A 14664-nucleotide genomic window follows, 5' to 3' on the forward strand; every position below is an offset into this window, starting at 1 on the left:
CGCGGCGCGCGTCACGCCTGCGACAGGCCCGCTGCGCCGCCTTCGGCGACCGCAGCATCATACAACGCGGTCTGCGCGATCGCCGCGGCGATGCCCGCGTCGTCGTGCGTGCCGTCGAGCATGCCCCAGCGCCGGTATTGCGACAGGAACCACAGGCCCTCGCGCGGATCGGGCCGGTTCACCGCGCCGCCGTCGTGGAAGCGGATCGGCAGCGGCGGCGTGGCGAACGGCCCCGCGCCGTAGTCGCCGAGCAGGCGCGGCGCGATCAGCCGGGCCGGCACGCCGAGCGCGTCGGGCGACGCGAGCCAGTCGGCCGCCTCGCGGCGGTGCGCGGCGCTGTCGAGCCATGCGCATGCATCGACGAGCGTGCGGATCAGCGCGCGGGCGCTGGCCGGATACAGCGCGACGAAATCGCGCCGGGTCGCGAGCACCTTCTCCGGATGATCGGGCCAGATCTCGCTCGTGACGGCGACGGTCCGGCCCGCGCCGCATGCTTCGGCGACCGCATGCCACGGTTCGCCCGCGCAGAACCCGTCGAGCTCGCCGCCCGCGAGCGCGGCGACCATCTCGGGCGGCGGAATCACGACGCTGCGCACGTCGCGCAGCGGATCGACGCCGTGCGACGCGAGCCACGCGTTCAGCCACATCGCGTGCGTGCCGGTCGGGAAGGTCTGCGCGAGCAGCGGCTTGCGGCCGAGCGTCGCGAAGGCGGCGCGCACGCTGCCGGTTTGGCGGTACGCGTCGGCGAGGCCGCGCGACAACGTGATCGCCTGGCCGTTGCGGTTCAGCACCATCAGCGCGGCCATGTCGGCCTGCGGGCCGCCGATGCCGAGCTGCAGCCCGCAGACGAGCCCGTACAGCGCATGCGCGGCGTCGAGCTCGCCGCTGAGCAGCTTGTCGCGCACGGCCGCCCACGACGGCTGGCGGTTCGGTTCGAGCGTGAGGCCGTGGCGCGCGCCGAGGTTCAGGCGGTGCGCGACGATCAGCGGGGCCGCGTCGCTGAGCGCGACGAAGCCGAGGCGAAGATGCGCACGTTCCGGCGCGGCGGGAGGAGATGTATTCATTGCACTCATGACTGGGGTGACGCGTCGAGCAGTTGTCGCGCGACGTCGACGATGCGCAGGCCCTGATCCATCGCACGCTTGCGCAGCGCCGCATACGCGTCGTGTTCGGACAGCTTGCGCCGGTCCATCAGCACGCGTTTGGCGCGATCGATCAGCTTGCGCTCCGCGAGTTCGCGCTCGACGTCGGCCAGCCGGCGGCGCAGCGCATCGTCGTGCGAGAAGCGCGCGAGCGCGACTTCGAGAATCGGCGCGAGGCGCTCGGCGGACAATCCTTCGACGAGATACGCACTGACGCCCGCGCCGACCGCCGTGCGGATCAGTTCCTGATCGGCGTCGTGACTGAACATCAGCACGGGGCGCGGCGCGGTCGCATGCATGACCGCGAGCTGCTCGAGCGTGTCGCGCGACGGCGAATCGGTATCGATGATCACGACGTCGGGGCGTTGCTCCTCGACGGCCGCCGGCAGGCGCGCGGGCGTCGCGACGTCGTTCAGCATCTCGTAGCCGAGGCGCGCGAGCGCGTCGCCGAGTTCGCCGATCGGCTTGTCGGTATCGGTGACGAGCAGCACGCGCAGGCGGGCGGGCAGGGCGGACGAACTCATGAGGCGGGCAACAGGGGCAGTGACGCGTCGGTACAAGGGGCGAACGAGGGATTCGGGCCGCACGCGCGGCCGGCGGCAAAGGAAACGGGGAGCGGCCGAAGCCGCGCGATGCCGCGCACGTCAGGCGGCCCGCGCAAGCGTCGCGCCGGCTGCCGCGTCCACGCCCTGGGCGGCCGCTGCGCCGATCGCGCCGCCGACGAGGATCACGGCCGGGCTGCCGAGCCGCGCGGCTTCGACGCCGCCCGCGAGCGTGCCGAGCGTGCCGGTCCAGCGGCGCTCGTCCGGCGTGCCGGCCCATTGCACGGCCGCCGCCGGCGTCGACGCCGGGAGCGCGGCGAGCAGGCCCGCCGCGATGCGGTCGACGCGGCTCATCCCCATGTAGATCGCGAGCGTGGTGCCGGTCGCCGCGAGCCGTGCCCAGTCGGGTTCGCCGTGGTCCTGGCGGTGCGCGGTGACGAACGTGACGCCCTGGCAGTGCTCGCGGTGCGTGAGCGAGATGCCGAGGCTCGCGGCGGCGGCGAATCCCGACGAGATGCCGTTGACGATCTCCACGGGAATCGCGGCCGCGCGCAGCGTCGCGAGTTCTTCGCCGGCGCGCCCGAACAGCAGCGCGTCGCCGCCTTTCACGCGCACCACGTGCGCGCCGCGCAGCGCGTGGCGGCGCATCAGCTTCTCGATGAACGCCTGCGGCGTGGAGCGGCAGCCGCCGCGCTTGCCGACGCGGATCACGCGCGCCTGCGGCGCGAGTTCGACGATGCCGGGCGCGACGAGATCGTCGAGCAGCAGCACGTCGGCGGCGGCCAGCGCTTTCACCGCCTTCAGCGTGAGGAGATCGGGATCGCCGGGGCCGGCGCCCAGCAGCGTGACTTTGCCTGTCGTCATGTCGTGTTCCTGTGCCGCATCGCATCCATGCGGCGGTCTGATAGTGCGTTGCTGCGCGGCGGCGGCGGGCGGTCGAAACGCACCGGCATCCGGCCGTGGCCGAGCACGGGGGGACGCCGTTGTCCTGGAGGCTCGCCGTGAAGCGCGAGCAGGGTTTTGCGGGGACTGCCCACCGGCGCCGTTGCCGGTGTGATGCATGGGGTTCAGCAATATCCGGGCCAACCCGTCCGTTGCGCGGGCATCGTGTGCCGCGACGCACCGCGCGATGCCCGCGCGCTTGCAGGCCGCTTGCCGTGCGCGCGACCGTCGCGATGCCGCATCGGCGTGCATCGCGCCCCGTCGGCGCGCACCGCAATGTCGCACGGCGACAGTGCTGCAGCGCACCACATCTGTGCCTCGCTGCATCGCGACGCATCGCGCGCCGCGTGCCGGAGCGTCGCGCCTATTGGCCGGCGCGCCTTGCGCGGCGGGGCTGCCCGCGCGATTCGGGCCGATATGGCACGGCGTTTGCATAAGCTGGTTGGAGCGGATCAACGACGATTCGCCCGCAGTACCGATCAACAGAAGCGCCCGGCAACGGGCTTCATGGGCAACGGCGTCCTACGCATCGGGTCTCTCGACGAGACGGGGTGCGCAGGACGCCGTTTTTCGTTTGGCGGATGACATGACCGACAAAGCTACCCGTATCGATCTCTTCAGCCTCCGCACCGCGCCGATGCGCGCGTTCCATCTGACGTGGATGGCGTTCTTCGTATGCTTCTTCGCATGGTTCGCGTGCGCGCCGCTGATGCCGCTGATCGCGCGCGAATTCCATCTCACGGCGGCGCAAGTCGCGAACATCAACATCGCCGCGGTGGCCGCGACGATCGCGGTGCGGCTGCTGGTCGGCCCGATGTGCGACCGCTTCGGGCCGCGCCGCGTGTATGCCGGGCTGCTGCTGCTCGGCGCGATCCCCGTGTTCGCCGTGTCGTTCACGCACGATTACCTGTGGTTCCTGATCTGCCGGCTCGGCATCGGCGCGATCGGCGCGGGCTTCGTGATCACGCAGTACCACACGTCGGTGATGTTCGCGCCGAACGTGGTCGGCACCGCGAACGCGACGACGGCCGGCTGGGGCAATGCCGGCGCCGGCGCGACGCAGGCGCTGATGCCGCTGCTCGTCGCCGCCGGCCTGATGCTCGGCTTCGGCGAGGGCGCGTCGTGGCGCATCGCGCTGATCGTGCCGGGCGTGGCGATGCTCGCGATGGCGTGGGCGTACTGGCGCTTCACGCAGGACTGTCCGCAGGGCGATTTCGTCGCGCTGCGCAAGCAGGGCGTAACGGTCGACAGCGGCAAGAAGGGCGGCTGGGCGAGCTTCTTCGCCGCCTGCGGCAACTACCGCGTGTGGATGCTGTTCGTCACGTACGGCGCCTGCTTCGGCGTCGAGGTGTTCATTCACAACATCGCCGCGCTGTACTACGTCGATCACTTCAAGCTGTCGCTGAAGGATGCCGGCTTCGCGGTCGGCCTGTTCGGTCTGCTCGCGCTGTTCGCCCGCGCGCTCGGCGGCTGGCTGTCCGACAAGATCGCCGCGCGCCGCAGCCTCGACGTGCGCGCGATGCTGCTGTGCGCGCTCATCGTCGGCGAAGGGCTCGGACTGATCTGGTTCTCGCATGCGCAAGGCGTCGGCATCGCCCTCGTCGCGATGCTGACCTTCGGCCTCTTCACGCACATGGCGTGCGGCGCGACCTACGCGCTCGTGCCGTTCATCGACCGCAAGGCGCTCGGCGGCGTCGCGGGGATCGTCGGCGCGGGCGGCAACGTCGGCGCGGTCGCCGCGGCTTTCCTGCTGAAGGGCGTCGGCGACGTGCAGCACACGCTGAGCCTGCTCGGCCTCGCGGTCACCGCGACCGCGTTGTGCGCGATGGCCGTGCGCTTCAGCGACGAACACAAGGCGCGCGAAGCCGAGCTGCGCGATCGCGCGCTGGCCGCCGCGAGCGCCGCGAACTGATCGACCGAAGGAACCGTCATCATGAAACTCATCGTCATCGGCCACGGCATGGTCGGCCACAAGCTCCTCGAATGCATCGCGGCGCAAGCCGGCACGGCAGGCACGCTGCAGGTCACCGTGCTCGGCGAGGAACCGCGCCCGGCCTACGATCGCGTGCACCTGTCGGAATTCTTCGCGGGCAAGTCGGCGGACGACCTGTCGCTCGTCGAACCCGGCTTCTTCGAGCGCCATCCGCAGTTCGACCTGCGCGTGAACGCGCAAGTCGCGTCGATCGACCGCGCCGCGCATACGGTCACGCTCGTATCGGGCGAAACGCTCGCGTACGACAAACTGGTGCTCGCCACGGGCTCGCGTCCGTTCGTGCCGCCGGTGCCGGGCCGCGATCGCGCGGGCTGCTTCGTGTACCGGACGATCGAGGATCTCGAAGCGATGCAGGCGTGCGGCGCGCACGCGAAGCGCGGCGTCGTGATCGGCGGCGGGCTGCTCGGCCTCGAATGCGCGAAGGCGCTGCGCGACATGGGGCTCGACACGCACGTGGTCGAATTCGCGCCGCGCCTGATGGCCGTGCAGGTCGACGACGGCGGCGGTCGGATGCTGCGCGCGAAGATCGAGGCGCTCGGCGTGACCGTGCATACGGGCAAGAACACGCTCGAAATCGTCGACGGCGACGAAGGCGCGCACCGGATGGCGTTCGCCGACGGCACGCATCTCGACACGGACATGATCGTGTTCTCGGCCGGCATCCGCGCGCGCGACGAACTGGCCCGCGCGTGCGGGCTCGACATCGGCCCGCGCGGCGGCGTCGCGATCGACGACGCATGCCGCACGAGCGACGCCGACATCTACGCGATCGGCGAATGCGCGGCCTGGAACGGCATGGTGTACGGCCTCGTCGCGCCCGGCTACGACATGGCGCGCGTGGTCGCGAAACGGCTCGGCGGCGCGGCCGACGCCGCGTTCGCCGGCGCCGACATGAGCACGAAGCTGAAGCTGATGGGCGTCGACGTCGCGAGCATCGGCGACGCGCACGGCACGACGGCCGGCAGCCGCACCTACCAGTATGCGGACGAACGCCGCCAGGTCTACAAGAAGCTCGTGGTGTCCGACTGCGGCAAGTTCCTGCACGGCGCGGTGATGGTCGGCGATGCAGCCGAGTACGGCACGCTGCTGCAGATGATGCTGAACCGCATCGAGCTGCCCGAGTCGCCGGAATTCCTGATCCTGCCGTCGTCGGACGGCGCGGCCAAGCCGGCGGTCGGCGTCGACGCGCTGCCCGCGGCCGCGCAGATCTGCTCGTGCAACAACGTGTCGAAGTCGCAGATCTGCGCGGCCGTGGCCGACGGCGCGACGAGCCTCGGCGCGCTGAAGACGTGCACCGGCGCCGGCACGTCGTGCGGCGGCTGCGTGCCGCTCGTCACGCAGATCATGAAGGCCGAGATGAAGAAGCAGGGCCTCGCGGTCAACAATCATCTGTGCGAGCACTTCGCGTATTCGCGGCAGGAGCTGTTCCACCTGATCCGCGTCGAGCGCATCACGACCTTCGACGAATTGCTGCATAAGCACGGCCGCGGGCTCGGCTGCGACGTGTGCAAGCCGGCCGTCGCGGGCATCCTCGCGTCGTGCTTCAACGAGTTCGTGCTGAAGAAGGAGCACGCGGGGCTGCAGGATTCGAACGACTACTACCTCGCGAACATCCAGCGCGACGGCACGTATTCGGTGGTGCCGCGCATGCCGGGCGGCGAAGTCACGCCGGAAGGGCTGATCGCGGTCGGTCAGGTCGCGAAAAAATACGGCCTGTACACGAAGATCACGGGCGGTCAGCGCGTCGACCTGTTCGGCGCGCGCGTCGAGCAACTGCCGTCGATCTGGGAGGAACTGATCGCGGCCGGCTTCGAGTCGGGACACGCGTACGGCAAGGCGCTGCGCACCGTGAAATCGTGCGTCGGGTCGACGTGGTGCCGCTACGGCGTCGACGATTCGGTCGGCCTCGCGATCGATCTGGAGAATCGCTACAAGGGGCTGCGCGCGCCGCACAAGATCAAGTTCGGCGTGTCCGGCTGCACGCGCGAGTGCGCGGAAGCGCAGGGCAAGGACGTCGGCGTCATCGCGACCGAGAAGGGCTGGAACCTGTACGTGTGCGGCAACGGCGGGATGAAGCCGCGCCACGCGGAACTGCTCGCGGCCGATCTCGATCGCGCGACGCTGATCCGCTACATCGACCGCTTCCTGATGTTCTACGTGCGCACGGCCGACCGCCTGCAACGCACCAGCGTGTGGCGCGACAACCTCGAAGGCGGCCTCGACTACCTGATCGACGTCGTCGTGCACGACAAGCTCGGGATCGCGGCCGAACTCGAGGCCGACATGCAGCACGTGGTCGATACGTACGAATGTGAATGGAAGAAGGCCGTCACCGATCCGGACACGCGCAAGCGCTTCCGCCACTTCGTGAACAGCGACGCGCCCGACACGACCATCGCGTTCGTCGAGACGCGCGGCCAGATCCGGCCCGCGACGCCCGACGAGCGCGTGCGCGGCAAACCCGTGGCGATTCCGGTCGTCGCCGAACCCGCAACCGTTTGACCCTCGCCGACACCAGCGTCTTTCTCAAGGAGCCCATCATGAACGATCGTCTTCCGCTGTCCTGGACCCGCGTGTGCCCGCTCGACGACATCGTGCCGAACACGGGCGTGTGCGCGCTCGTCAACGGCGAGCAGGTCGCGGTGTTTCACGTCGCGCATCCCGACGGCGGCGTGTTCGCGATCGACAACGTCGACCCGGTGTCGCAGGCCGCCGTGATGTCGCGCGGGCTGATCGGCAGCCTCGGCGAGCGCATCGTGGTCGCGTCGCCGCTGTACAAGCAGCACTTCGACCTGCGTACCGGCGAATGCCTGGAAGCGCCCGACCAGTCGGTGAACGCGTATCCGTCGCGGGTCGAGGACGGCTACGTGTGGATCGCGGCCTGAGCGCCCCGGAGCACGCATGACCGCCACCCCCGTCAAGAGCGTGTGCCCGTACTGCGGCGTCGGCTGCGGGATGGTGCTGCACGTCGAGGAGGGCGAAGTCGTCAAGGTGTCCGGCGACGCCGACCATCCGACCAACTTCGGGCGGCTGTGCACGAAGGGTTCGTCGGCGCACGTCGCGCTGCGTCGCTCGGGGCGGCTCGACCGCGCGTTCGTGCGGCGCGCGCGCGAGGACGACCTCGTGCCGCTGCCGGTGCGCGACGCGATCGCCGAGACTGCATGGCGGCTGCGCGCGGTGCTCGATACGCACGGGCCCGACGCGCTGTCGTTCTACGTGTCGGGGCAGATGTCGATCGAGGCGCAATACCTCGTGAACAAGCTCGCGAAGGGCTTCGTCGGCACCAACAACATCGAGTCGAACTCGCGCCTGTGCATGGCGAGCGCGAGCACCGGCTACAAGCAGTCGCTCGGCGCGGACGGCCCGCCCGGGTCGTACCAGGATTTCGACCGCGCGAACCTGTTCTTCGTGATCGGCGCGAACATGGCCGACTGTCACCCGATCCTGTTCCTGCGGATGATGGATCGCGTGAAGGCCGGCGCGAAGCTGATCGTGGTCGACCCGCGGCGCACCGCGACCGCCGACAAGGCCGACCTGTTCCTGCAGATCCGCCCGGGCACCGATCTCGCGCTGACCAACGGGCTGCTGCATCTGCTGCATGCGAACGGCCGCACCGACGCCGCGTTCATCGCTGCCTGCACCGAAGGCTGGGACGCGATGCCCGCGTTCCTCGCCGACTACCCGCCCGAGCGCGTCGCCGAGATCACGGGGCTGGCCGAAGCCGACATTCGCACGGCCGCGCAATGGATCGGCGACGCGCAGGAATGGACGAGCTGCTGGACGATGGGGCTCAACCAGAGCACGCACGGCGTGTGGAACACCAACGCGATCTGCAACCTGCATCTCGCGACCGGCAAGATCTGCCGCCCGGGCAGCGGGCCGTTCTCGCTGACCGGCCAGCCGAACGCGATGGGCGGGCGCGAGATGGGCTACATGGGGCCGGGGTTGCCCGGCCAGCGCTCGGTGGCATCCGACGACGATCGCCGCTTCGTCGAGAACCTGTGGCGCGTGCCGGCCGGCACGCTGCGCAAGGACACGGGCAAGGGCACGGTCGACCTGTTCGCGCGGATGGCGGCCGGCGACGTCAAGGCATGCTGGATCGTCTGCACGAACCCGGTCGCGACCGTGCCGAACCGGCGCAACGTGATCGCCGGGCTGCAGGCGGCGGAGCTCGTGATCGCGCAGGACGCGTTCCTCGACACCGAGACCAACCGCTACGCGGACATCCTGCTGCCCGGCGCGCTGTGGGCCGAAGGCGACGGCGTGATGATCAACTCCGAGCGCAACATGACGCTGATGCGCGCGGCGGTCGCGCCGCCCGGCGACGCGCTGCCCGACTGGCGCATCGTCGCGGAAGTCGCCCGCGCGATGGGTTTCGGCGATGCGTTCGACTATGCGTCGGCGGCCGACGTGTTCGACGAGATCGTCCGTTTCTCGAATCCGGCGACCGGCTACGACCTGCGCGGCGCGAGCCACGCGGCGCTGCGCGACGGGCCCGTGCAGTGGCCCGTCGCACCGGGCGCCGCGCGCGAGCGGCATCCGATCCGCTACCTGAACGACGGCGTGAGCCAGCCGCTGCGCACGGCGGCCGACGGCAGCGAAGCGCCGCGCATCGCGTTCCCGACGCCGTCGGGCAAGGCGCGCTTCTTCGCGCGGCCGCATGTCGATCCGGCCGAGCTGCCCGACGACACGTTCCCGATCGTGCTGAACACCGGGCGGCTGCAGCATCAGTGGCACACGATGACGAAGACGGGCAAGGTCGCGATGCTGAACAAGCTCAACCCGCGTCCGTTCGTCGAACTGCACCCGGACGATGCCGGCGCGCTCGGCATCGCCGCGAAGGACAGCGTCGAGATCCGTTCGGCGCGGGGCCGCGCGGTGCTGCCGGCTGTCGTGACCGAGCGCGTGCGGCGCGGCAACTGCTTCGCGCCGATGCACTGGAACGACGTATACGGCGACGACCTGTGCATCAACGCGGTGACGAACGATGCGATCGACCCGGAATCGCAGCAGCCCGAACTGAAATACTGCGCGGTCGCGCTGCGGCGCGTCGAGGCCGACGCGTTCGCGTCCGCCGCCGACGACACCGCGCAACCCGATACATGCGCCGACGACGCGCGGCCCGCGCCGGCGATGGCGCAGGCCGCGGCTTCACAGGAATCCGACATGGCAGACATCGACACTTTCGCGGCCGCGCTCGGCGTCGCCGATCTCGCGCCGCCGCCGCTGACCGACGCGGAGCGCCTGTACGTGGCCGGCCTCGTCAGCGGGCTGAAGGCAAGCGCCGGCCGGCGCGAAGGCGGCGTGCCGGTGCTGCCGGCCGGCGCGCCGCTCGCGCCGCCGGTGCGGCTGTGGCTCGACGGGATGCTCGCGGGTCTGTTCAGTCGCTCGCTGCCCGCCGGTGCGCAGAGCGCCGCGGCGCCCGCGCTGCCGGCGGACGCCGCCGCGTCCGGCGGCGTGCGCATCGTGCGCCCGCGCCCGAAGGTCACGCTGCTGTGGGCATCGCAGACCGGCAACATCGAATCGTTGACCGAGGATTACGCGACGAAGCTGATGAACGCGGGCTTCGAGATCCGCACCGCGTGCATGTCCGACTACCCGGTCACGTCGCTGGCCGGTGCGCAATACGTACTGCTGATGACCAGCACGTTCGGCGACGGCGATGCGCCCGACAACGGCAGCGAGTTCTGGGACGCGCTGCAAGCCGGCAGCGCCGCGCGCCTCGACGGCGTGCATTTCGCGGTGCTCGCGTTCGGCGACCGCAACTACGACCAGTTCTGCGGCCACGGCCGCCGGCTCGACGCGCGGCTCGCGGAGCTCGGTGCGGTGCGCCTGTGCGCGCGCGTCGATTGCGACGTCGAATTCCAGCACGATGCCGACCGGTGGCTCGAGCGCGTCGTCGCGCGGATCAAGGAGGCCGATGCCGCGTTGCACGCGGTGCCGTCCGGCGCGATGAGCCCGTCGGGGCTGCTGCCGACGAAGGCGCATCCGGCGCCGTCGAAGCTCGTCGCGAATCTGCGGCTGAACCGGCCGGGCGCCGCGAAGGACACGCGCTACGTGTCGCTGTCGACCCAGGGCGCGAACCTCGAATACGAAACCGGCGACGCGCTCGGCGTATGGCCCACCAACTGTCCGGAACTGGTCGAGGAGTTGCTGTCCGTCACCGCGCTGAAGGCCGATGCGCCCGTGTCGGTGGCGGGCATCGGCGATATCCGGCTCGGCGATGCGCTCGCGCGCCACTTCGACATCACGCGCCCGCATCCGGACACGCTGGCCTTCATCGCGTCGCGCAGCGCGAACGGCGCGCTGAAGTCGCTGCTCGGCGACGATCGCAAGGCCGACCTCAAGCAATGGTTGTGGGGGCAGCAACTGGCTGACGTGCTGCACGAATACCCGGTCGAGCTGTCGGCGGCGGAGCTGGTCGGCATGCTCAAGCGCATGCAGCCGCGCCTCTATTCGATCGCGTCGAGCCCGAGCGCGCACGAGGGCGAGATTCACCTGACCGTGTCGGCCGTGCGCTATCACAACGGCCGGCGCGCGCGCAAAGGCGTCGCGTCGACGTTCCTCGCCGATCGCGCGGACGACGGCCGCGTGCCCGTGTTCGTGCAGAAGTCCGCGCATTTCCGGCCGCCGGTGAACGGCGACGTGCCGATCGTGATGGTCGGCCCGGGCACCGGCGTCGCGCCGTTCCGCGGCTTCCTGCACGAGCGGCGGGCGCGCGGCGCGCGCGGGCGCAACTGGCTGTTCTTCGGCGAGCAGCACGCGCAGACCGACTTCTACTACGGCGACGAGCTGGGCGCGATGCACGACAGCGGGTTCCTCACGCGGCTCGATCTCGCGTTCTCGCGCGACCAGGTCGACAAGATCTACGTGCAGGACCGGATGCGCGAGCACGGCGCCGAGCTGTTCGCCTGGCTGGAGGAAGGCGCGCATTTCTACGTGTGCGGCGACGCCGCGCGAATGGCCAAGGACGTCGATACCGCGCTGAAGGCGGTCGTCGCCGAGCACGGCGGCATGTCGGACGAAGCCGCGAACGACTACGTCGCGCGGCTTTCGAAGGCGCGGCGCTATATGCGGGACGTGTATTGAACACGGGCAGGGCGGCTTGATGCCGCCGCGCCTGCACGCGGGTTCCACGCGGCGGCCGGCCGGTCGGCGGCCGCCGGCGGTCCGAACCGTCGAGGCGGGCCGTCGATGCCGAACGCCGCGCGTCGCGTGGCTGGCGGCTGGCGGGGCGCCTCTGCGTGAACCGCCTGCCGCCGCCGGTTTGCATTACTGCTGGCGATCCCACGCATGCGCCTGCTCGGCGCGGACGAACTCCTCCGCCGACCGCGGCAGCAGGTTGCGGAACGCGCCGCCGTCACTGTCGATCACGTCGACCATCTTCGCGATCATTTCCTCCGGGTCGTGCTGTTCGAGCGGGAAGGTCAGCTTTTCCGGCGTCACGGTATGCACGGCCGGATCGTGCCAGCGCCGCGTCGTTTCCATCATCCGGTCGTTGAAACCCGTGCGGTACGGGCCCGGGTTCACGACCGCGACGCGGATGCCGTGCGGCGCCAGTTCGGCATGCATCGCCTCGGCGATCGATTCGACCGCATGTTTCGACGCACAGTACGCACCCGTGAACGGACCGGTGATCAACCCGGCAATCGACGACACGAACACGATCTTGCCGTGCCGGCGCGCGAGCATCCCGCGCGCGACCTGTTGCGTGAGCTCGAGCGGGCCGAGCACGTTGACGTCGAACAGTTCGCGCACGATCTCGATCGGCAGGTCGACGAGCGCGCCGGCTTCGCCGACGCCCGCGTTGTTGACGAGCACGTCGATGTCGAGATCGGCCGCGCGGGCGCGGTCGTATGCGGACGTGACGTCGAGCTTGACGACGCGCAGCGCGGCGCCGCGTTGCGCGGCGGCGCTCGTCACGACGTCGATCTCGGCGGCGGCGCGGACGCCGGCCGTCACGTCATGGCCGCGCTCGGCGAGCCGTAGCGCGACTTCGAGGCCGAAGCCCGATCCCGCGCCGGTGATGAGGATGCGTTTGCGTGCCATGTGCTTACTCCTTGCGGTTGAGTGTTGCCAGGAAATGATCGCTGCAGGCTCGCGCGATCGCTTCGTCTTGTTCGACGCTGCCGCCCGACACGCCGACTGCGCCGACGCAGCGCCAGTCGCCGTCGATGAGCGGCTCGCCGCCGCCGAACGTGACGAGCCCGCCGTGACTGTGCTCGATGCCGCGCAACGGCCCATCCACGCCGGACATCGCGCCCAGCGACGCGGTCGACGCGCGAAAGCGGATCGCCGTCAGCGCCTTGCGCTGCGCGAGGTCGATCGCGCCGAGAAAACAGTTGTCGGTGCGTGCGAATGCGAGCAGGTTGGCGCCGGCGTCGACGACGGCGATCGCGACGCCGGCCACCTGCAGCGACGCGGCATGGGCGAGCGCCGCGTCGATCGTGCGGCGGGCGGCGGCGAGGGGCAGGGCGGCGATGAGCGGGTTCATGCGAGGCTCCGATGGGGACGACAGCGCCAGTGTAGGCAGCGACGGTATATGGCAGAATCCGTATTCCGCTCGAAGCAGTTTCAAGTTTTTCTAATGATGGACAGACGATGAGCCGACGCGATCCAATGGCCGGGCTGCACGTGTTCATGACCGTCGCGACGGCCGGTAACTTCACGCGCGCCGCCGCCGCGCTGGGCCTGACGCCGGCTGCCGTCAGCCTCGCGATCGGGCAGCTCGAGGGCGAGCTGAACGTGAAGCTGTTCAACCGGAGCACGCGCGGCGTGAGCCTCACCGAAGCCGGCCAGCGCTACCTGCGGCAGACCGAGCCTGCGTACCGTCAGGTCGTGCAGGCACGCGACGAACTGAAGGACGCGCGCAGCGAGCCGAACGGGCTGTTGCGCGTGACCGCGCTGCCGCTCGCACGCTTGCGCGTGATCGCGCCGGTGCTCGCCACGTTCCGCGAACGCTATCCGAAAGTCCGGCTCGAAATTCGCTACGAGAACGAACTCGTCGACATCGCAAAGGACGGCTTCGACGCGGGGATCCGCCTCGCCGACCGGTTGCAGCCGGGCATGATCGGCGTGCGGATCGCGCCTGCGTTGACGTGTGCGCTGGTCGCGTCGCCCGCTTATCTGGCGCGCTACGGTGTGCCGGCGTCGATCGCGCAGCTCGAGCATCATGCGTGCGTTCGTTTCCGTTTCTCGGAAAGCGGCCGTTTGCATAAATGGCTGCTGCGCGACGGGCAACGCGACGTCGATCTCGATCCGGACGGCGTGTTCGTGACGAACGACGACGATGCGGTGATCGATGCGGCGCGCGCGGGCGTCGGCATTGCGTTCGCGTTCATGCGCGAGCGGATCGAGCAGGACCTGCGCGACGGCACGCTCGTCGAGGTGCTGCCCGGTGCATGCCGCACGTTGCCGCCGATGTGGTTGTATTACGTGAATCGCAAGCACGTGCCGGCCAAGCTGCGCGCGTTCATCGACGTGCTGCGCGAGCGCGCGGCCGGCGATGCGGCGTAATCGCATCGGCGCGGCTCGCTGCAGCGATCGATCCGGCGGTGCATGATGGCGGCTCCAGCCACGAAGCCATGGAGTCGCGCAATGACCGTATTCCCGCATGTTCCGATTCGGACGCTCGTGATTGCCGCCGCGTTGGCGGCCGTCGCGCTTTCCGGCGCACCGGCCATCGGCCAGACGTCGACGGTGCCGGCCGGTTCGGCGGTCGCGACGCCCGACAACGCGGTCCTGCTGACCGTCTTTCTGAAGCACGACGAATCGCGCCCGCTCGCGGAGCTGAATGCGCAGCTCGCGAAGCAGGGGTTCTACAAGGCGTTTCCGCCGCCGGGCGTCGAGGTGGTGAGCTGGACCGTGACGATGGGGATCGGGCAGATCGTCGTGCTGCGGCTGCCGGCGTCGCGGCTGCGCGAGGTCAATCGCGTGCTCGAGGATACGGCCTGGGGCGTGTACCGGACGGAGTTCTATCCGACTTACGATTACAAGGCGATCGGCTTGGGAGAGCATGAGCGGGCAAAGTAACGGAGGCCAGGAC

At 70.1% G+C, this 14664-nt stretch carries 11 protein-coding genes; 6 read left to right on the plus strand and 5 right to left on the minus strand.

Annotation, left to right across the window (positions count from 1 at the left end):
- Positions 1 to 11: 11 nt before the first annotated feature.
- The 3 genes from WS95_RS03340 to cobA form a co-directional block, all read right to left on the minus strand.
- Positions 12 to 1064, minus strand: a complete 1053-nt coding sequence (locus tag WS95_RS03340; RefSeq protein WP_059822299.1) for a CmpA/NrtA family ABC transporter substrate-binding protein — start codon at positions 1062 to 1064, stop codon at positions 12 to 14.
- A gap of 5 nt (positions 1065 to 1069) precedes the next feature.
- On the minus strand, positions 1070 to 1666 hold the full coding sequence (locus WS95_RS03345) for an ANTAR domain-containing response regulator (protein ID WP_034204726.1): 597 nt from the start codon (positions 1664 to 1666) through the stop codon (positions 1070 to 1072).
- A 120-nt stretch (positions 1667 to 1786) separates the two neighbouring features.
- Positions 1787 to 2548 (minus strand): uroporphyrinogen-III C-methyltransferase, encoded by a 762-nt coding sequence (gene cobA, locus WS95_RS03350; RefSeq protein ID WP_059822301.1) that lies wholly within the window; start codon positions 2546 to 2548, stop codon positions 1787 to 1789.
- Between the two features lie 664 nt (positions 2549 to 3212).
- On the opposite strand from cobA, the gene WS95_RS03355 reads away from it, so the two are divergent.
- From WS95_RS03355 to WS95_RS03370, 4 genes are read left to right on the plus strand one after another with little or no spacing between them, the layout of a single operon-like run.
- The gene (locus WS95_RS03355; protein ID WP_059822302.1) at positions 3213 to 4538 is read left to right on the plus strand and encodes an MFS transporter; all 1326 of its coding nucleotides are present in this window, start codon (positions 3213 to 3215) and stop codon (positions 4536 to 4538) included.
- Positions 4539 to 4559: 21 nt separating this feature from the next.
- Positions 4560 to 7121 (plus strand): nitrite reductase large subunit NirB, encoded by a 2562-nt coding sequence (nirB, locus tag WS95_RS03360; RefSeq protein ID WP_059822304.1) that lies wholly within the window; start codon positions 4560 to 4562, stop codon positions 7119 to 7121.
- Between the two features lie 38 nt (positions 7122 to 7159).
- A complete protein-coding gene (gene nirD / locus WS95_RS03365; protein ID WP_059822787.1) occupies positions 7160 to 7504 on the plus strand; it encodes a nitrite reductase small subunit NirD in 345 nt (114 codons plus the stop codon).
- Positions 7505 to 7520: 16 nt separating this feature from the next.
- Positions 7521 to 11708, plus strand: coding sequence for a bifunctional nitrate reductase/sulfite reductase flavoprotein subunit alpha (locus WS95_RS03370; protein ID WP_059822306.1), 4188 nt, complete (start codon positions 7521 to 7523; stop codon positions 11706 to 11708).
- Between the two features lie 183 nt (positions 11709 to 11891).
- On the opposite strand, the gene WS95_RS03375 is transcribed toward WS95_RS03370, so the two are convergent.
- Both WS95_RS03375 and WS95_RS03380 read right to left on the minus strand, forming a co-directional pair.
- Positions 11892 to 12668 carry an SDR family oxidoreductase gene (locus WS95_RS03375; RefSeq protein ID WP_059822308.1) on the minus strand — a complete coding sequence of 259 codons (777 nt, stop codon included), beginning with the start codon at positions 12666 to 12668 and terminating at the stop codon, positions 11892 to 11894.
- 4 nt (positions 12669 to 12672) lie between these two features.
- Positions 12673 to 13113, minus strand: a complete 441-nt coding sequence (locus tag WS95_RS03380; RefSeq protein WP_059822309.1) for a GlcG/HbpS family heme-binding protein — start codon at positions 13111 to 13113, stop codon at positions 12673 to 12675.
- 107 nt (positions 13114 to 13220) lie between these two features.
- Here WS95_RS03380 and WS95_RS03385 point away from each other — a divergent pair, with 107 nt between their 5' ends.
- Both WS95_RS03385 and WS95_RS03390 read left to right on the plus strand, forming a co-directional pair.
- Positions 13221 to 14135, plus strand: a complete 915-nt coding sequence (locus tag WS95_RS03385; protein WP_059783380.1) for a LysR family transcriptional regulator — start codon at positions 13221 to 13223, stop codon at positions 14133 to 14135.
- An 81-nt stretch (positions 14136 to 14216) separates the two neighbouring features.
- Positions 14217 to 14651 (plus strand): hypothetical protein, encoded by a 435-nt coding sequence (locus WS95_RS03390; protein WP_034204735.1) that lies wholly within the window; start codon positions 14217 to 14219, stop codon positions 14649 to 14651.
- The last annotated feature ends 13 nt before the right edge of the window (positions 14652 to 14664 follow it).

Source organism: Burkholderia sp. MSMB1826 (genome assembly GCF_001526325.1).
GTDB lineage: Bacteria > Pseudomonadota > Gammaproteobacteria > Burkholderiales > Burkholderiaceae > Burkholderia.